Below are 16,455 nucleotides of genomic sequence, written 5' to 3'. Positions count from 1 at the left end.
CCCCGAGACTCTCCTCACGCGAAACCCACGCCGAATCTTACCTTTAACCCGACCTTAACGGACACGGGGCCATTTCTGGTCGGGTGTAAACAAATGGGCCCTTCTCCTTAACCTTGGGGAGCTGGCGCCGGCGTTAGGAGCGGCAGATGAGCCAGACTGGACCGTGGAACAAGTTCAGCAACGACCAGAGGGCTCGTGAGGCTGCCCGCGAGGCCGCCATGGCCGAGGGCATTACCCTGGGTGAATACCTCAACCGCCTGCTGACCATGGTGGAAGAGCCGCAGCCCGGCGAGACTCCTTATTCCTATACCCGCCGCACGGGCGCGCCGCCGCTGCCGCCGCAGCAGGACTCGGCCACCACGCTGGACCGTCTGACCCGCCGCATCGAAGCCACCGAGGCCCGCTCCACCCTCGCCATCAACGGAATCGACCACGCCGTAAACGGCCTTGTCGCGCGCCTCCAGAATGCGGAACAGACCACCGTGGCCGTTGCCGGCCATGTCGAAGGTCTGATCGACGAAATGCGCGCTACGCACGAGGCGCTGCAATCGAAGGTCCGCCGCCTCGAATCAGACGAAGGCAGCAAGGGCAACGTCGCTGCGCTGCGGGCGCTTGAGGACGCGCTCGGCAAACTCGCGACCCATGTGTACGAAGAAGGTGAGCTCACCCAGAACGAAACCGTGGCCATCAAGGGCCGCATCGAGTCCGGCTTCACCGAGCTCACCGACCGCGTGGACGGCATTGAAACGCGCGTCGAGCGCACGCTGTCCGATGCCGCGGCCCGTGTCGAACGCGCCGTCGAACAGGCTGAGCTTCGCGCTGAAGGCGCGGCGCGCGGCCTGGCCGACCGCATGTCGACGCTGGAGGAAAAACTCGCCCAGGCCGCGCCGTCCGAAGAACGCCTCAGCGCGGTGGAAGCCGACGTCTCCGGCGCGCTTGATTCCATGGAATCGACTCTGCTGCGGATCCAGGAACGCCTGAACCGTGCCGAGACCAGCACCGACTCCGCACTCAAGAGCCTCGAGACCACCTTCGCCCATCTCGACGAGCGGATCGAAGCGGTTGCCAGCCAGGTCGATCCGGAACTGGCTGAACGCCTGAAGCAGGAATTCGAACAGCGCTTCGAAGACCTCACGCGCTCGGTGCGCAGCGCGGTCGACAATGCCCGCCTCGAACTCGCCAACGAGATCACGGCCGCCGCAGCGGGCCAGGACGAAAAACTCGAAGAGCGCCTCAAGGCGGAAGTCAGTGAACTGAAGAGCCGCCTCGCCGAAGTCGAAGCGCGCGAGCCTGCAGATCTCACGGCCACCGTACAGGAAGAAATCGGCCGCCTCGGCGCCAATGTCGCCGAGCGGATCGACGCCCTCGCCGCGCATGTTGAAGACCGGCTCGAAGAGAGCGAGATGCGCAGCGCCGAAGCGATCGAACAGGTCGGCGAACAGGTCACCGTTGCCGCTGTCCGTCTGCAGAAACGTCAGGACGAAGCCATCACCGCGCTCGCCCAGGACATCGACGGCATGCGCAAGGCGTCCGACGCCCGCCTGTCCGACGCCCTCGCCGGTGTGTCGGAACGCCTTGAGAAGATCCAGTCGCAATCCTCGGAGTCGCTGTCGCCGGTGCAGCGCGCCATCGTGGCGCTCGCCACGCGTCTGGAAAGCCTCGAAGCCTTCACGACGCCGCCCCACGTCGCCGTGCCGCCGCCGGTGCTGCAGCCGGAATTCGTGGCCAGCACGGCGCCCATCACGGCCGCGCCTGAAACCGATCCGGTCTTCGACGAGGTCGATGCAACGGACGCGGACCTGCCTGCCTTCACCGAGACCAGCGACGACACCGACTTCGAAGCCGGTTTCGATGGCTGGGACCCGCGCGAGGACGCTGCCCCGCGCAGCCCCTACACTTCGGACTTCGAAGAACTGACCCAGGCCGTCCAGTCGATGGTGGCCGAAGTCGAAGCCGCCGAAGCCCAATCGGGCAGCGCCCCGGAAGCCGAAGCGGCCGGGTCCGACGACACACACAATTATATTGCCGATCTTCCGGCCGAGGAGTCTGAAGCGGACGACGCACGCGGCTTTGATCCGGTCTCGGAACTCGATGCCTTCGCCTACGAGGGCGATGACAGCCTCGAAGACAGCCACACAGAAACCCGCGAATCCGACATCTTCGACGATGAGCCCGACTTTGCCCGCACGCTGGCCGAAGCCGAACCGGTTGCCTCCGTGAGCGCAGCAGAAGACGAAAAGACCGCGGATTATCTCGCCCGCGCCCGGCGCGCGGCCCTTGCCGCTGCGGAGCAGAATGCGCCCCGAACCCGCAGCCGCGTTTCACCGGCCGGTCTGTCGGCGAAAGAGAACATGGCTCCAAAATCCGGCGGCAGCTCAAAGCTGCCGCTTCTCCTGGCGGCCTCGGCCGTCGCCATCACCGGCGCCGGGGTCGGAGGTTATCTCTACCTGCGCGGCAAACAGCCCGTCACCCCCACCCTGTCAGGCCCGGTCGACACCTATGTCGATCCGGAAACCGGCGAACCCGCCGCCACCACGACCCTCGCCGCCGCCGAGCGCCCGGCGCCGGTCGATGCAGAGCAGATCCTTTTCGAAGATGCAGGCGCCCAGATCACGGAAGATCTGTTCGGCGAAACCGAAACGGCCGCCGCCGACGCACCGTCGGACGACATCCTGACGCTCGCCCAGGTCGCTGCCGAAGCGGGCGCGCCTGAGACCGAAGCCGCCGCAGAGCCTGCCGCCGAACCCGTCCCGGTGATCGCCTCGGTTCAGCCGGCGCCGCCGCAGCCGAAACCGGCGACCCGCATCGCGCCGAAGCCGGAGCCCAAGCCTGCCGTCAAGCTGACGGCCGAACAGGCCGCGATCAAGTCGATCGTCACCGCCGCAGAAGCCATTGAAGCCGCCGAGCCGCCTTCCGCCAAACCGGACATCGCCCTTGCGGCCACCTCGCCGGCCGCCGAGCCGGCTAAGCTCACGGTACGCGGCGATGGCAGCTTCCCGCCCATTCCGGTCGTCGTCACCGTCGAGGCCGAAGCGAATGCCGGCAACGCCGTCGCGCAGTATCAGTATGCGCAGGTCCTGCTCGCCGACGGGGATCTGGAAAACGCGGCCTCGTTCCTGCGCCGCGCCGCCCAGAAAGGCATTGCGCCGGCGCAATATGATCTTGGCAAACTGTATGAGCGCGGCCACGGCGTCGACAAGGACATCACCGAAGCCCGCAACCTGGTCCAGAAGGCCGCCGAAGCCGGCCACACGAGCGCCATGTACGACTACGCGCTCTTCCTCGCCGAAGGCGAAGGCGGCCCGAAAGACGAAGCCGCAGCGGTCGACTGGTTCACCCAGGCGGCTGAACTCGGCGTCGTCGACGCGCAGTACAATCTCGGCGTCGTCAACGCCGAGGGTATCGGCGTGCCGAAGGACCTCGCCAAGGCGCTGTTCTGGTTCGAGGTCGCCGCCAAGGCTGGCGACACGGGCGCCGAACAGGAAGTTGCAAACCTGCGCACCCGGGTTTCGATGACCGAATCCATCGACGCCCGCGACCAGGCCAACAACTGGAAAGCCTCTGCCCCCAACGCGCTGGCCAACGGCAAGTTCGGTGCGCAACGCTGGAACACCGGCAATCCGCTGCAGGTGCAAGCGGTGCAGACTGCGCTCGGCCGTCTCGGCTTCGGTGCCGGCACGCCGGACGGTGTGCTTGGTCCGCGCACGGCGCAAGCGATCCGCGACTACCAGTCGATGGAAGGCCTCGAACAGACCGGCACGATCACGCCCGAACTGGTCGACCACCTCAACGCCCGCGCCACCGGCTCACGCCGCAGCTAGCACCGCGCAACCTTAATCGGGCTTCGCGGTGAGGTCGATGCGGCCGATCTCCTGGATCTTGCCGTCCTCGAGCTTGCCTTCGATCAGTTCGGAGTTGACCAGCGCCAGCACGCGCCCGCCGGTGAAGATCGGCCGCGCATTGCCATACCAATCGACACACGACACTTCGCACTCATAGCCCGTGGGGCTTTCCGCGTTCGGATCCCGCCGCGTCGCGATCAGGTCGCCGGCCGCCGAGAGCTTCCCGTTGGCATCGGTTCGCAGATAGCTGAGATCGGAGCTCTCCGACCACCACCACCAGCGCTCGGACTCTTCCGAAAGCGAGACGGTCGGCAAGCCGATCAGGCCGGTTCCGTCTGCATCGATCTTGCTGTTGAAGGCATGGCTGCGGTTCTCGCTCTCATACCGGTTCTGCATCACAAAGGTTCCCGAGACCGCGGGCTCTTCCTTGCGCAGATCGATCAGCGAAACGCTCAGCCCTTCCGAGTCGCGGTACCCGGTCAGCGCCATGTACGGCCCGGCACGCTCGGCACGGATCACGTCATGCGGAACGGTCAGCGTTACCGGCCAGGAGGGATTGTCGAGCGGCACCACGATCGCGCGGCCATCTTCCCTCGGCTCGTCTTCTTCATCCGGCGCCCAGCTGCCCCAGCCTTCGCGCGCGCCATAGACGAGGTGCGATTCGGTGAAGCGCGCTTCGTAATTGGTCTTGCCCGGCGTCGGCAGCGGCACGTAGCGTCCGCCCGGCGCATCGCCCAGCGTATCCGTCAGCGCGCTGAGCGGCGTGTCGAAGAAGGTCAGCGTCGCTGGCTTATCATAGGGGTCCGGGCACAGCGCCGCATTCCAGTCGACCACTGCGCGGAAGGTGCCTGCATCCATGTCCATCGAGAACTGGTTCTGCGGTTCACCGCGCACGCCGAGCACGGAAGGCTGGGTGCCATCGATGGGAAGTTTCACCAGCGCGGAGGGCACCAGTTCCTTGATTGGCGCGTGGGACTGGCGCGCTTCGCACGCGGCGATGGCTTCGTCGGGCACGCCGATGGTGTTGAAATCGCGCTCGGACCAGGACGGGCTCAGCCACAGCCAGAACGCGTCCTTCGTGACGAGGAACTCGTGGTCGTCTGTACCGATAATGGCGGTGGACTTGCAGGCCGGCACATCGACATCCGTAACGCCTGAAATATCGCAGACCGTGACCGTGTGGATCACCGGCTCCAGCACACGCTGCACCGGCATCCAGATGTCTTCGGCGCGGAACAGCGGATGACCGCGCAGGTGCTGGCGCTCGCCGTCCGGACCTTCGCGGCGCCATTCGCGGATCTCCGGCGGATCGAACGCATCCCACCAGCCGCGGCCGGACGTATAGATCGGCGTGTGGATCAGGAGCTTCCCGTCGATCATCCGCGACGCATAATTGCTGCCCGAGTAGTAATCGTCAGACGAGATATAGAAGGTCGCATCCCGCGTCACCTTCCCGTCTTCACCGAGGGTGAGCACTGTGAATTCGCTGGCATTCTCGGCATAGGAATAGCCGGTGACGAGGATCGTCCGGCCCGAGACGAGCATCTCGTCATACCAGGTGTCTTCCATGTCAGAGCGATACACATTGGCGCGGTCCGCGAGTTTCAGTCCCGGCTTGCCGCCAGGCATCAGGTCGGTGACGAACAGGCGCCCGTCCTGCAGCACGACGAGATAGTTCCCGATCTGCTTGACGATGCCGCCTTCATCCACACCGGCCTTCTGGTTGTTGGTGATCTCGGGGTTCGCATCTGCAGCACCCACCGAGCTTCCCGTAACGGTTATCGATTCCATGGCGGCGTCGGCTGCAGGCGCGGCGGACTCCATGGCGCCGGGCGGCGGCGCAGCCATGGCCACCGGCATGTCGCGCCACGAATAGACTCCGCGCGCCTTGGCAGCGGCGCGCACCGCCTTCAGCCAGTCAAGGAACTCCGCTTCGCTGCGGAACCGCGACAGGGTCGCAGAGCGCAGCGCATCGAGCGAAGGATCCGCATAAGCCGGCACCGACTCGTCCGGCTCACCGGGCTCCATGGCATCGAAGCGGTTCTGTTCGACGAGCGTGGTCACGGTTTCAGGTGCCTCGTCCTGTCCCCACGGATACATGGACGTGCAAGCCGCCGACGCCAACATCAGCGCGCCAAGGCTCGCAATGCGGATAACGTTCATGGGATTCCCCTCCCTTGTCTGGCTGCAGTAAGGCCACCAGACTTTGGCAGAGTAAAGGCAAAGGACGCGCGGTAACGTGTTCCCTCCGCGCTCAAACCGGATTACGTCGCTTCGCATGACGAACTCGAACGACATGCCCCTCGCCGCCAAGCCGATCGAACGCGCCGCACACCGGCGCAGCGATGAAGCCTGGCTTGAAGAAGCTTTCAAACGCGACGACGTGCTGATCTTCCTGATCCGCGACGGCGCACCCTTGCTCGCCCGCGATGGCGGGCTGGTCTGGCTCGGCCCGGAAGCGGCGCGCGTGTCGCCTGGCTCGCCGCGTCTCTTCCTCGGTGTCGACAAGGCGGGCACACCGGTCTTCGCGCTCGACCTGCCACCGAAGTTCGAACTCGAAGGTTCGCTGATCGAAGGCGTCGGCGAGTTTGCGGACTTCCGTCAGGGCGCCGCGCGCATGCCGGCGATGGATGCCAACTGCGCCTCCACCGCGCGCAGCCTCTTCCTCTGGCATGGCTCGCACGGCTACTGCGCAAAGTGCGGCGGCAAGAACGCTGTGACGGATGCAGGCTGGAAAGCGCAGTGCGCGATGTGCGGCGCCGAACATTTCCCGCGCACCGATCCGGTCGCCATCATGCTCGCGGTGAAAGACGGCAAGGCGCTGATCGGCCGCCAAAAGTTCTGGCCCGCCGGTTTTATATCGTGCCTCGCAGGCTTTTGCGAACCGGGTGAAACCATCGAGCAGGCCGCCGCGCGCGAGATCTTCGAGGAAGCCGGCATCGTCTGCGATCCCGCATTTGCGGAATACGTCGCGTGCCAACCCTGGCCTTTCCCTTCTTCGCTGATGATGGGCTTCATCCTGACCGCACAAACCGACGAGATCGAGATCGACTCGAAGGAACTCGAGAGCGCGCGATGGGTTCCGCGCGCCGAGATGCGCGAGATTCTTGCGGGTAAACATTCGTCACTTTTTTGCCCCCCGCCGACGGCAATAGCCCATCATATTCTGAAGGTTTGGGCCGAACGGGACGACTGACCGTGTACGGAGGGATACGGGGACTCGCCTGAAAAATGAATTTTTGGAGTTGCATTCCAACGAATCAGCATATTATTGGGATGCCACTCAAAGGAGATCGAAGATGGCAGTTGCAAAAAAACCCGCCGCCAAAAAACCGGCTGCGAAAACCGCTAAGCCCGCCGTGAAAAAAGCTGCGCCGAAAGCCGCCGCTAAGAAGCCGGCAGCTAAAACCGCCAAGCCTGCTGCGAAAGCTGCTCCGGCGAAAAAGCCGGCCGCAAAAAAGCCGGCCGCAAAAAAGAAGTAAGTCTACGGACATTCTTCAATACGAACGGGCGAGCGCAAGTTCGCCCGTTTTTTTATGTAAATTCAAGGCGTTTTGAAACAGTCTTCAGATGACGCGGCAAGCGGGCCCCTCGCGCGCCAGCCGGAAAATCAGCCGGCGCCCCGACCGCCGCGCCGGCTGTATCCCTTACCCCTCCTGCCCCCTCCAAACACCTTCGCGCACCTCTCGCGCATGCCAGCGGCGCGCCCGCACCCCCGCTCACCTGTCCGGAAATGAGACGGCGCCGGGGAGGTCTCCCCTCCGGCGCCGCATCCTGTTCCGCTGCCGTGTTCAGTCGACCAGACCCGGCCAATTCATATTCGCCGCAGACACGAATCCCGGAATGTCGGCTTCCCACTTCTTTTGTATCGAAGTGTTGTAGTTGAGATACAGTTTGCCATCGACGATCTTCCAGTTCCGGGCGTCGCCCTTCGCCGTGTAGCCTTGGCTGACCGCCCAGGCACAGTAGCCGCCATACTGCGGCGCGTAGGCTTCAGGGTTGGCGAGGAACGTGTCGCGGTGCGCAGCGCTCGCGAAGCGGAAGGTCGCACCCTTGTACTTCGCGGAGAAGGCCTTTTCGCCTTTGACCGGCTTGCCATCGGTGAAATACGCGACGGGATCATAGCCCTGCACGGCAAGGTCGTCGAAGGCGCCGGTATAGATCGGCGGCTCTGCCATTGCAGGCGCGGGCAACAGCACGGCGGGCGCAAGGGCGATCGCAGCAGCAACGAGAAGTGAACGGAGGTTCATGGCAACAGTATCCAGAGTTGTGAGTGAAAGGGAAGTTCTGGCCGCAGGCGCGTAGCCGGGGGGAGATCACGCACCCGCGGCCAGCATCAGGACCGCGCAGGGGCAGGCAGCGGTCCCTTGTCCTTGAGTTCGATCCGGTGCGCCACAAGCACACCGGCAATGGCCTGCACCAGTTCGGCCAGCACTTGGCGCCCGGCCACCAGCATCGCAATCGAGCTGAGCCAGACGACAACCGCCATCGCGAACAGTCCGCCGCCATCATTGTTGGGATCGATGCCGAGCGGCGTGAAGAGATGGAACGACACCGCGCCGCTCATCACTGCCACCGCGATCAGCGCGCCGATCACGCGCAGGCGTTTCAGCGCCGGGATAAGGCTAGCCAGCAGCAGCGCCGACGCGAGCAGCTCGGCTGAGCCGATCACGTACTGGCTGAACAGTCCCGTCTGCGCGAACAGGCCCTTGGCGCCCAAGCTGGCCGCCCAGGCATCGAGCCGGCCGAAGATGACCTGTGTTTCGACGGCATTGGTGAACTTGAACCGCAGGCTGTCGAGAAAGACAGCCGAGGCAATCGCCGAATAGGCAACCGGTGCGTAGGTGCGAAGTCTTGAAATCATGTCTGTGTCCTCAGCGTGCGAGGCTTTTGCCACGCGGCGCCTGTCGCACTCAAAGCACGCCTTTGTGAGGCGCAATCACGCCTGCGTGAGCGACCCGCCTCCTCTCGCGCAGCCCGACAGGATAAAGTAAGCATCATGCGGAAATTGCATGTGAGGGATCATGGTGGACCGGATTGATGCGATGCGACTGTTCATTCGGGTCGCAGACGCGGGCAGCTTCTCGCGCGCGGCGAGCGATCTCGAACTGGGACAGCCGACCGTTTCGCGCCGCGTGCAGGATCTGGAAGAGAGCCTCGGCACCACCCTCTTCCTGCGGACGACCCGTGCGCTGAGCCTGACCGAAGCCGGCGCGCGTTTCTACCGCCGCGCCACTGACATCCTCGCCGAGTATGATGAGGCCGAAGCTGAAGCGCGCGGTTTCGAGCATGCACCGGTCGGCCTGTTGCGCCTCTCCTGCTCCCACTCATTCGGACGCCGCGTCGTCGCGCCGCTCCTGCCCGGCTTTCTTGCCGCCTGGCCGCAGATTCGCGTCGACCTGATCTCCGATGATGCGATCACGGACCTTGTCTCCGAAGGCGTAGACATCGCGTTCCGTCTCGGCGAGATGCGCGACTCCAGCCTGATGGCGAAGAAACTCGGCGAAGCGTCGCAGGTGCTCTGGGCTTCGCCAGACTACATCGCCCGGCGCGGTGCACCGCAGCATCCTTCCGAACTGACCGAGCATGATGCAGTCGTGTTCCGGCACATCCGTCAGACGACCTGGGAACTCAACAACGGCAAGGAGACCATCAACGTGCGCGTCGATGGTCCCTTCCGCGCATCGTCAGGCGAGACATTGCTGGAAGCGGCGGCCGGCGGTCTCGGCATCTTCCTGGCGCCCGCCTGGCTCGCGTCGGAATGCACCGGCGAGATCCGCCTCGTCCGCGTACTGCCGGACTGGATCGGCCCCAGCCTTCCCATCCATGCTGTCTGGAGTTCAGGCAAGCTGCGCGGCAAGGCGAAGCTCTTCATCGACCATGCCGAACCATCGATCACTGCCGCGTGCGGCCTGTCGCGTCTCGAAGTGGCGCGCGCCTGACCCTCACGCCGCGCTGCACCGCTCAGAGCCGGGTGATCTGCGCTTTCGGGAATACGCCGAGGATCTTGATCGACTGCGAGAAGAACCCGAGTTCCTCCAGCGCGAGTTGAACCGGGCGTTCGTCTGGATGTCCCTCCACCTCGGCATAGAATTGCGAGGCCTCGAACGAGCCGCCGGTGAGATAGCTCTCGAGCTTCGTCATGTTGATGCCGTTCGTGGCAAATCCGCCGAGGCCCTTGTAGAGCGCCGCCGGAATGTTGCGCACCTCAAACAGGAACGCGGTCTTCGCCGGGCCGTCTTCGGCATCGATGTCCGCCGGCTCGCGCGACATGATCACGAAGCGGGTCGTGTTGTGGGCTGCGTCCTCGATATCCTCCGCGAGGATCTCCAGACCATAGACCTCCGCTGCCAGCCGGGGCGCGATCGCGGCCACGGCAGGGTCCTTCAGCTCGGCCACTTCGCGCGCCGCTCCGGCCGTATCAGCGGCCGTCACCGCTTCGATGCCATGCCGGCGCAGGAAGTTGCGGCACTGGCCGAGGCCCATGATGTGAGAGCGCGCCTTCTTCACGGCCTCCAGCTTGGTGCCGGGCAGCGCCATCAGCTGGAACCGGATCGGCAGGTAGTATTCGCCCGTGATGTGCAGCTGGGTCGACGGCAGCAGGTAATGGATGTCGCCCACGCGGCCGGCGATGGTGTTTTCCACAGGGATCATCGCGAGGTCCGCCTCGCCCTTCTCGACCGCGTTGAAACAGTCCTCGAAGGTTCGGCAGGCCATCGGCTCATGGCCCGGATAAGCCTCACCGCAGGCGATATGCGAGTTCGCGCCGGGTTCGCCTTGATAGGCAATTTTCTGTGTCATTGGGGATTTCCCTGCCCTGCACCCCGATTTCACGTGCGTCTGATCGCCGCGACGACCGGGGGAAGCGCCTCAACGAGGCACCGGTTATATTGTGCGCTCCCGGTTAGCGTGCCAAAAGGCGCCCGCCAAGACGTAAGTAACGGAATAGATTCGAAGGAACGCCCCAATGGGAGAACTCGGTCTCAACAAGATCTTCGGCGCCTTGCTGGCGACCGCTCTCGGCTTGATGGCCCTGATGCAGCTCCCTGGCCTGGTGTTCGGCGGCGAAGCCGCGCACCACGGCGAAGAGCATGGCGAGGAGCAGACGCTCAGCCAGAAGATGTGCGGACAGTTTCACTACTGTGTCGAAATCGCCGAAGCCGCTTCGGCCGGCGGACCGGCCGAGCCGGTCTTCGACCTCGGCGCCGCTCTGGCTGCCGCAGACGTGACCCGCGGCGAGCGCATCTTTGCCGGCCAGTGCTCGACCTGCCACACCATCACCCCCGGCGGCGCCAACGGCACCGGCCCGAACCTCAACAACGTCGTGGGCGCCCCGCACGCTCACCTTGCGGGCTTCAACTATTCGGGCGCCATGGCGGCCACTTCGGGAGAAGTCTGGACCTACGAGAACCTGAACGACTGGCTGAAGAGCCCGGCTGGCTACATCAAGGGCACCTCGATGTCCTTCGCCGGCCTCAAGAAAGATGCCGACCGCGCCAACGTCATTGCTTACCTCGCCGCCAATACCGAGAACGCCCCGGCCTTCCCGGCTCCGGCGGCTGTACCGGAAGCGACCGAGGGTGAGGCTGTCGCGGCGGAGGGCGAAACTGTCCCCGCTGAAGGTGAAGCCGTCCCGGCCGAAGGCGAAGCAGCTCCTGCCGAGGGTGAAACCGCTCCGGCCGAGGTCCCTGCCGAGGAAGCTGTGCCGACCTGATCGGCCGCCCTGCGCGCATGACAATCAGCCCCTGGCCCCTGGCTGGGGGTTTTTTGTTTGAGCGGCGGCGCTCAGCCCGCGGCGAGCCAGTTCGGCAGGCCGCCCCGCTGCGTCAACGCTACGCGGCGCACGCCGGTCACCTCGCCTGCCGCCGGCCGGATCCGCCGGATCGCGTCCTCCAGCGGCTCGCACTCGACCTGCAGGTGGTAGGCATTGGCGTGGAGCAACGTGCCCGGCGCCGTGAGCAGGCCGACATGGCCCGCCCAGCAGACCAGATCGCCTCGCTGCAGCGCGCCAGGGGCCTGCCAGTCGGGCACGGGCTCACCGGCCCAGGCGCCCTGCATGTCCGAATCACGCGGTAGCAGCACGCCGCAGGCCTCGAAGGCCTGCTGGACGAGGCCCGAACAGTCGATCCCCAGGCTTTCGCGTCCGCCCCAGAGGTAAGGCGTGCCGATGAACCGTTCAGCGACCGCGACCGGATCGGACTCGAACTCCGCGAGGCCGGCGAGATGGCGCCGGTGGACCCAGCCGGCCCGCCCGGCCTCGATCCAGACCCCCTCGACGCGCCCGGTCGCGGCGATCCTTGCGGCGAGCGACAGCAGGAAGCGCGGGGCGGACTTGAGATCCGGCTCGGAGAAACAATAGGTCCGCAGGGCGATCACCTTGTGCGTGACCGGCAGGACCGGCGCCGACAGCGCATCGAGACTGACCCAGCCGACATAGTGATCGCGCCGGCACTGGACGAGGCCGAACTCGCCCTCCTCCCGGAACAGGTCGACGGTCTCGCCATGCAACGCCTGTGTGGCGAGGCGGCCGTCCGGTGTGGGCGTTTCCCGCACCGCCGCGACCCCGGCGGTCACCTGGAGCGCCGTTGCAGCGCCCAGGGGGCGCGCAAGCCGCTTGTCGTTGAAGTCTGGCATGGCCGCAGCCTCCGAGGCGATCGCCTCAGGCCGCGTTGGAGCGCTTCGCCACAGGCTTTCCGCCCGCTTCTTCGCCGGACGCTGCGGCGAGAACAAGGCGAGCGAACGACCGCAGATAGGTCATGCCATCCGGGGTGCGCTCGATGAAGATCGACCGCAGGTCCGAATCGTCCGGCAGACGGCGGATGAAATTCAGCCGCTCCAGCGCGTCGAGAGCCCGCGTGATCGCAGGTTTGGCGATGCCCAGATGCTCGGCAAGGCCGCGCACCGTGTGCGGACCGGGCATCAGCGCCACCGACATCAGCACCGCCTGCTGGCGTGCCGTCAGGTCCGGCGCGTCCGAGCGCACCGAGGCGGTGACCGCCTTGCGCCAGAGTTCGAGCCCGTCCCGTTCGGATAACTGCATTGTCCAAAGCCTCCACACCACGCCCCGGCTGCTACCGGACGGTCGCGTATCAGGCGAATCTCAAGTGATTTGCGGAGGCCGTCCAGACCCGCAAAGCGGCCCGCCCCTTCACATTCGGGGCAAAACACCTGAAATAAGGGCATGGCCATTTCCCATTCCCACGATCACGGCGCCGCAAATACGCCGTGCAGCCCGCAGGACACCGAAGCGTTCCTGCAGGAGGCCGAAGCGCTGGTGGTTCGCCAGGGCCAGCGTATGACGAAAATCCGCCGCAAGGTGCTCCGCCTGCTGCTCGACAGCGACGGCCCCGCGAAAGCCTATGACCTGCTCGCGAACCTCGACGGCGAAGGGGCGGCCAAGCCGCCGACGATTTACCGGGCGCTCGACTTCCTCCAGGACACCGGCCTCGTCCACAAGATCGAGAGCCTCAATGCCTATGTTGCCTGCGGACATACCAGCCACAGCCACTCAGCCGTCTTCCTCATCTGCGACACCTGCAAGGGCGCCGAGGAGCTGCACGCCACGGCAACCAGCGCCTCCCTCAAGGCCGAGACGCACGCGGCGGGCTTCCACATGACGCGGGCCGTTGTCGAAGTGCGCGGCATCTGCCGGAACTGCGCCGCATGATCCCCCTCTGGCAAGGCAGCTGCAACCAGTGGGACTGCGACGAGATGGGACACATGAATGTCCGCGTCTATGTCGAGAAGCAACTGGAAGGCCTCGTCGCGCTCTGCCACGCGGCCGGCATGCCGAATGCTTTCCGCCCGAGTTCGCCTTCCACCGTATCCCCGACCGACCAGCATATCCGGTTCGTGCGCGAGGTCCTGCCGGGCCGGCCGCTGACGATGCAGGGCTGCGTGCTGGAGATCGGCGAGAGTGACGCCGTAGTCTACCAGGAACTGCGCCATGCCGATGGCACGCTGTCAGCTGCCTTCCGTACACGGATCGCCCATCTCGACACCGCCGAAGGCAAGGCCTTTCCCTGGACCCGCCGCGTGCTCGAAAAGCTCGATTCGCTGAGGGGCGCCACGCCCGACGAAGCCAAGCCCCGCTCCTTCGATCCCGACGCGCCGGGCCTGCCGGTCGAGGCAATCACCCTGGCCCGCGTCGCCGAGATCGGCGCGCCGCGCATCGGCCTCGGCGCGGTGCCCGCCACTCATTGCGGCGCCCACGGATGGATGACGCCGTCCTGGATCATCGGGCGCGTTTCGGATTCCGTGCCGAACCTACTGTTCGACTGGCGCACCCGTGTCGGCGCCAATGCCGGTGGCCGGCGGATGGGCGCCGCCGTGCTGGAATACCGCCTTCGCTATCACCGGATGCCCCGCGAGGGCGACAGATTCGTGGTGCACACTTCGCTCGGCAAGGTCGCCGGCAAGACGCACAACCTGATCCACTGGGTCATGGATCCGCAGACGGGCGGCCCTTGGGCGACCTGCGAAGTGATCGCCATCTCGCTGGACCTCGACGCCCGCAAGGCAGTCGAAGCGCCGCCGGAGATGATTGCCGAACTCGAGAAGATCGCGCCGCGCGGGCTGAGCATCTGACGATCGGATCAGCCTCGGCTTCGTCCTTCGCCTCGGCGCCACCGTTACCCTCCCCAAAATGGGGAGGGAATTCTCTCATCAACCGCCTATCGCTGACACATCCCCCAAAGCAACCTTTCCCCTCCCCGCTAACCGGGAGCTTGCGAGGACGCGAAATCGAATGCAATTTCCCGAGCTAGAGGGTGGAGCCCGGAGGTTCTAGAGATACCCTGCGAGGATTCTCGACAAGACTGGGATGTCCTTGGGGTTCAGGCCGGCGATGTTGATGCGGCCGGAAGATGGCATGTAGACGCCGTGTTTCTCGCGCAACTCGATCGTTTGCGCCGCCGTAACCGGCAGCTGGGAAAACATGCCATTCTGGTGCTTCAGGGCCGCAAGGGCGTTTGATCCAGTGGCCTTGACCAAGGCGTCGGAGAGGTCTTCGCGCAGCCCCTTCATCCGTGTGCGCATGGCATTGAGTTCGGCCTCCCATTCGGCGCGCAGTTCTGCGTCGCCAAGCACGGTCGCCACGATGCCCGCACCATGCGCCGGCGGCATCGACCAGGTGGCGCGGCCATTGTCAGCGATGTGCGTGGTGACCGCCTCGATGCCCGCCCGGGTTTCGCCGAGCACGAGGAAACAGCCCGTGCGTTCGCGGTACAGGCCGAAATTCTTCGAGCAGGAATAGGCGACCAACGCCTCGCCGGCTTCTTTCATGAAAGCGCGCACGCCGTCCATGTCGCGCTCAAGGCTCTGGGCAAAGCCGTGATAGGCCACATCCAGCAGCACCAGCAGCTCCTTCTCCTTCGCGAGTTTACCGAGTTCCTTCCAGTCATCGAGCGTGGGATCGATTCCGGTCGGGTTGTGGCACGGGCCCTGAATAATCACGCCGTCGCCGGGCTGGGCTTCGGAGAGGTCTGCCATCATGCCGAGCCGGTAGAACTCGCCGTCGCGGGCATAGGCATAGTCCTTCACTTCAAGGCCGAGCGATTTGACCACGTTTGGATGGTTCGGCCAGGTCGGCTTGGACACCCAGACGCGCTTGGTGCCGGTGCGTTTCATCAGGCTGATGCCGAGGAAAAGCGCGCCGCAGCCGCCGGGCGCGGTGAAGGAAATCGTGCGGCCTTCGGCGCGGGCGGGATGCTCGGCGCCGAAGACGAAATCCTCAACATGGGCGCAGAAATCCGTGTTGCCGCGCGGGCCTTCATAGACCTTGGTTGCCTGCGCGCCGATCAGGCGGGCTTCGGCTTTCTTCACCGCCGAGAGGATCGGCGTTTCACCGTCCGGGTCCTTGTAGACGCCGACACCGAGGTCGAACTTGTCGTGGCGCGGATCGGCGCGGAAGGCCGTCATCAGGCCCAGCAAGGCATCGGGCGGAAGGGTCGACAGGACGGTGAAATGGGACATGGGAGCTCTTCCAATTATGTAGGCGCAGACCTAGCGGTTTTTGTTGCAGCGCGGAACCCCGCCGGCCGGGCAAGCTGACGCAGGGTGACAATTGCGCCGCGCCGCCGGATTGCGGAAGCTCGGGCGAAACAAAGGAGAGACTGTCATGACTGCCTATGTGATCCTGATCCGTGAAAAGCTGCGCGACGAAGCCGCGATGAAGAAATATGCCGAGGCCGCAGGGGGTGCGCGCGGCGACCACAAGATCACGCCGCTGGCCTTCTACGGCCCGTGCGAGACGACCGAGGGCGCGGCCGCCGACGGCGTGGTGCTTCTGTCCTTCCCGACGATGGCCGAGGCCAAGGCCTGGTATGACAGCCCGGAATACAAGGCGGCCCGGGCACACCGTTTCCAGGCGGCGGACTACCGGGTTATCTTTGTGGAAGGCGTGGGTTGAGGGGTTTTCCTCGACCCCATTCTTTTGCCTCGCCCCAGCCTCCCCAAAATAGGGAGGGGACATGTCACTCTATCAAGCAGACTGAGCGCGCCCCACCAACTGATCGGTACCCTCTCCGGAACGGGGAGGGTTTGGGGGGCGAGGCAAGCACCAACATCCGGACCGGCAAGGCCATCCGGGTACAGAGCGTGGCCCTTCTCTCTC

15 protein-coding genes are annotated in these 16,455 nt (G+C 65.2%); 8 read left to right on the top strand and 7 right to left on the bottom strand.

Annotated features, from left to right (window positions below):
• The first annotated feature begins 146 nt into the window (after nt 1-146).
• The gene (locus GC148_RS01310; protein WP_291068219.1) at nt 147-3,821 is read left to right on the top strand and encodes a peptidoglycan-binding protein; all 3,675 of its coding nucleotides are present in this window, start codon (nt 147-149) and stop codon (nt 3,819-3,821) included.
• 12 nt (nt 3,822-3,833) lie between these two features.
• On the opposite strand, the gene GC148_RS01305 is transcribed toward GC148_RS01310, so the two are convergent.
• Complete coding sequence (locus tag GC148_RS01305) at nt 3,834-6,005, bottom strand: beta-propeller domain-containing protein (protein ID WP_291068218.1); 2,172 nt, start codon at nt 6,003-6,005, stop codon at nt 3,834-3,836.
• A 115-nt stretch (nt 6,006-6,120) separates the two neighbouring features.
• Between GC148_RS01305 and nudC the strand changes: the two genes are divergently transcribed.
• Together nudC and GC148_RS01295 are read left to right on the top strand one after the other, a co-directional pair.
• The gene (gene nudC, locus GC148_RS01300; RefSeq protein WP_291068217.1) at nt 6,121-7,038 is read left to right on the top strand and encodes an NAD(+) diphosphatase; all 918 of its coding nucleotides are present in this window, start codon (nt 6,121-6,123) and stop codon (nt 7,036-7,038) included.
• A gap of 49 nt (nt 7,039-7,087) precedes the next feature.
• Nucleotides 7,088-7,324, top strand: coding sequence for a hypothetical protein (locus GC148_RS01295; RefSeq protein WP_291068216.1), 237 nt, complete (start codon nt 7,088-7,090; stop codon nt 7,322-7,324).
• A 309-nt stretch (nt 7,325-7,633) separates the two neighbouring features.
• Here the strand turns inward: GC148_RS01295 and GC148_RS01290 are convergent, their stop codons facing one another.
• Nucleotides 7,634-8,092: a YHS domain-containing (seleno)protein gene (locus tag GC148_RS01290; RefSeq protein WP_291068215.1), complete on the bottom strand. Its 459-nt coding sequence runs from the start codon at nt 8,090-8,092 to the stop codon at nt 7,634-7,636.
• Between the two features lie 86 nt (nt 8,093-8,178).
• On the bottom strand, nt 8,179-8,706 hold the full coding sequence (locus GC148_RS01285; protein ID WP_291068214.1) for a hypothetical protein: 528 nt from the start codon (nt 8,704-8,706) through the stop codon (nt 8,179-8,181).
• Nucleotides 8,707-8,887: 181 nt separating this feature from the next.
• Between GC148_RS01285 and GC148_RS01280 the strand changes: the two genes are divergently transcribed.
• Complete coding sequence (locus GC148_RS01280; protein ID WP_291068213.1) at nt 8,888-9,784, top strand: LysR family transcriptional regulator; 897 nt, start codon at nt 8,888-8,890, stop codon at nt 9,782-9,784.
• A gap of 22 nt (nt 9,785-9,806) precedes the next feature.
• Here the strand turns inward: GC148_RS01280 and GC148_RS01275 are convergent, their stop codons facing one another.
• Nucleotides 9,807-10,643: a prephenate dehydratase gene (locus tag GC148_RS01275; RefSeq protein ID WP_291068212.1), complete on the bottom strand. Its 837-nt coding sequence runs from the start codon at nt 10,641-10,643 to the stop codon at nt 9,807-9,809.
• Between the two features lie 166 nt (nt 10,644-10,809).
• Between GC148_RS01275 and GC148_RS01270 the strand changes: the two genes are divergently transcribed.
• Nucleotides 10,810-11,556 carry a cytochrome c family protein gene (locus GC148_RS01270; protein ID WP_291068211.1) on the top strand — a complete coding sequence of 249 codons (747 nt, stop codon included), beginning with the start codon at nt 10,810-10,812 and terminating at the stop codon, nt 11,554-11,556.
• Between the two features lie 71 nt (nt 11,557-11,627).
• Here the strand turns inward: GC148_RS01270 and GC148_RS01265 are convergent, their stop codons facing one another.
• Together GC148_RS01265 and GC148_RS01260 are read right to left on the bottom strand one after the other, a co-directional pair.
• Entirely contained in the window at nt 11,628-12,476 is an 849-nt protein-coding gene (locus GC148_RS01265) for an NlpC/P60 family protein (protein ID WP_291068210.1), read from the bottom strand.
• A 25-nt stretch (nt 12,477-12,501) separates the two neighbouring features.
• The gene (locus tag GC148_RS01260) at nt 12,502-12,882 is read right to left on the bottom strand and encodes a MarR family transcriptional regulator (protein ID WP_291068209.1); all 381 of its coding nucleotides are present in this window, start codon (nt 12,880-12,882) and stop codon (nt 12,502-12,504) included.
• Between the two features lie 141 nt (nt 12,883-13,023).
• Between GC148_RS01260 and GC148_RS01255 the strand changes: the two genes are divergently transcribed.
• Both GC148_RS01255 and GC148_RS01250 read left to right on the top strand, forming a co-directional pair.
• Nucleotides 13,024-13,509, top strand: coding sequence for a transcriptional repressor (locus GC148_RS01255; protein ID WP_291068208.1), 486 nt, complete (start codon nt 13,024-13,026; stop codon nt 13,507-13,509).
• Entirely contained in the window at nt 13,506-14,429 is a 924-nt protein-coding gene (locus GC148_RS01250; protein ID WP_291068207.1) for a thioesterase family protein, read from the top strand. The genes GC148_RS01255 and GC148_RS01250 overlap by 4 nt, the downstream gene beginning before the upstream one ends.
• A 198-nt stretch (nt 14,430-14,627) precedes the next feature.
• Here GC148_RS01250 and GC148_RS01245 read toward each other — a convergent pair whose 3' ends face one another.
• Nucleotides 14,628-15,815: an amino acid aminotransferase gene (locus GC148_RS01245; protein ID WP_291068206.1), complete on the bottom strand. Its 1,188-nt coding sequence runs from the start codon at nt 15,813-15,815 to the stop codon at nt 14,628-14,630.
• A gap of 145 nt (nt 15,816-15,960) precedes the next feature.
• Between GC148_RS01245 and GC148_RS01240 the strand changes: the two genes are divergently transcribed.
• The gene (locus tag GC148_RS01240) at nt 15,961-16,251 is read left to right on the top strand and encodes a DUF1330 domain-containing protein (protein ID WP_291068205.1); all 291 of its coding nucleotides are present in this window, start codon (nt 15,961-15,963) and stop codon (nt 16,249-16,251) included.
• Nucleotides 16,252-16,455: the final 204 nt, after the last annotated feature.

It is taken from the genome of Hyphomonas sp. (assembly GCF_016125515.1).
Classification (GTDB): Bacteria; Pseudomonadota; Alphaproteobacteria; order Caulobacterales; family Hyphomonadaceae; genus Hyphomonas.
This window is presented reverse-complemented; position numbering and strand designations above follow the sequence as displayed.

What these genes read in the sequence shown, in the direction of transcription:
- GC148_RS01310 (WP_291068219.1), top strand. Translation starts at nt 147, where the DNA reads ATGAGCCAGACTGGACCGTGGAACAAGTTCAGCAACGACCAGAGGGCT.
- GC148_RS01305 (WP_291068218.1), bottom strand. Translation starts at nt 6,005, where the DNA reads ATGAACGTTATCCGCATTGCGAGCCTTGGCGCGCTGATGTTGGCGTCG.
- nudC (WP_291068217.1), top strand. Translation starts at nt 6,121, where the DNA reads ATGACGAACTCGAACGACATGCCCCTCGCCGCCAAGCCGATCGAACGC.
- GC148_RS01290 (WP_291068215.1), bottom strand. Translation starts at nt 8,092, where the DNA reads ATGAACCTCCGTTCACTTCTCGTTGCTGCTGCGATCGCCCTTGCGCCC.
- GC148_RS01285 (WP_291068214.1), bottom strand. Translation starts at nt 8,706, where the DNA reads ATGATTTCAAGACTTCGCACCTACGCACCGGTTGCCTATTCGGCGATT.
- GC148_RS01280 (WP_291068213.1), top strand. Translation starts at nt 8,888, where the DNA reads ATGCGACTGTTCATTCGGGTCGCAGACGCGGGCAGCTTCTCGCGCGCG.
- GC148_RS01275 (WP_291068212.1), bottom strand. Translation starts at nt 10,643, where the DNA reads ATGACACAGAAAATTGCCTATCAAGGCGAACCCGGCGCGAACTCGCAT.
- GC148_RS01270 (WP_291068211.1), top strand. Translation starts at nt 10,810, where the DNA reads ATGGGAGAACTCGGTCTCAACAAGATCTTCGGCGCCTTGCTGGCGACC.
- GC148_RS01265 (WP_291068210.1), bottom strand. Translation starts at nt 12,476, where the DNA reads ATGCCAGACTTCAACGACAAGCGGCTTGCGCGCCCCCTGGGCGCTGCA.
- GC148_RS01260 (WP_291068209.1), bottom strand. Translation starts at nt 12,882, where the DNA reads ATGCAGTTATCCGAACGGGACGGGCTCGAACTCTGGCGCAAGGCGGTC.
- GC148_RS01255 (WP_291068208.1), top strand. Translation starts at nt 13,024, where the DNA reads ATGGCCATTTCCCATTCCCACGATCACGGCGCCGCAAATACGCCGTGC.
- GC148_RS01250 (WP_291068207.1), top strand. Translation starts at nt 13,506, where the DNA reads ATGATCCCCCTCTGGCAAGGCAGCTGCAACCAGTGGGACTGCGACGAG.
- GC148_RS01245 (WP_291068206.1), bottom strand. Translation starts at nt 15,815, where the DNA reads ATGTCCCATTTCACCGTCCTGTCGACCCTTCCGCCCGATGCCTTGCTG.
- GC148_RS01240 (WP_291068205.1), top strand. Translation starts at nt 15,961, where the DNA reads ATGACTGCCTATGTGATCCTGATCCGTGAAAAGCTGCGCGACGAAGCC.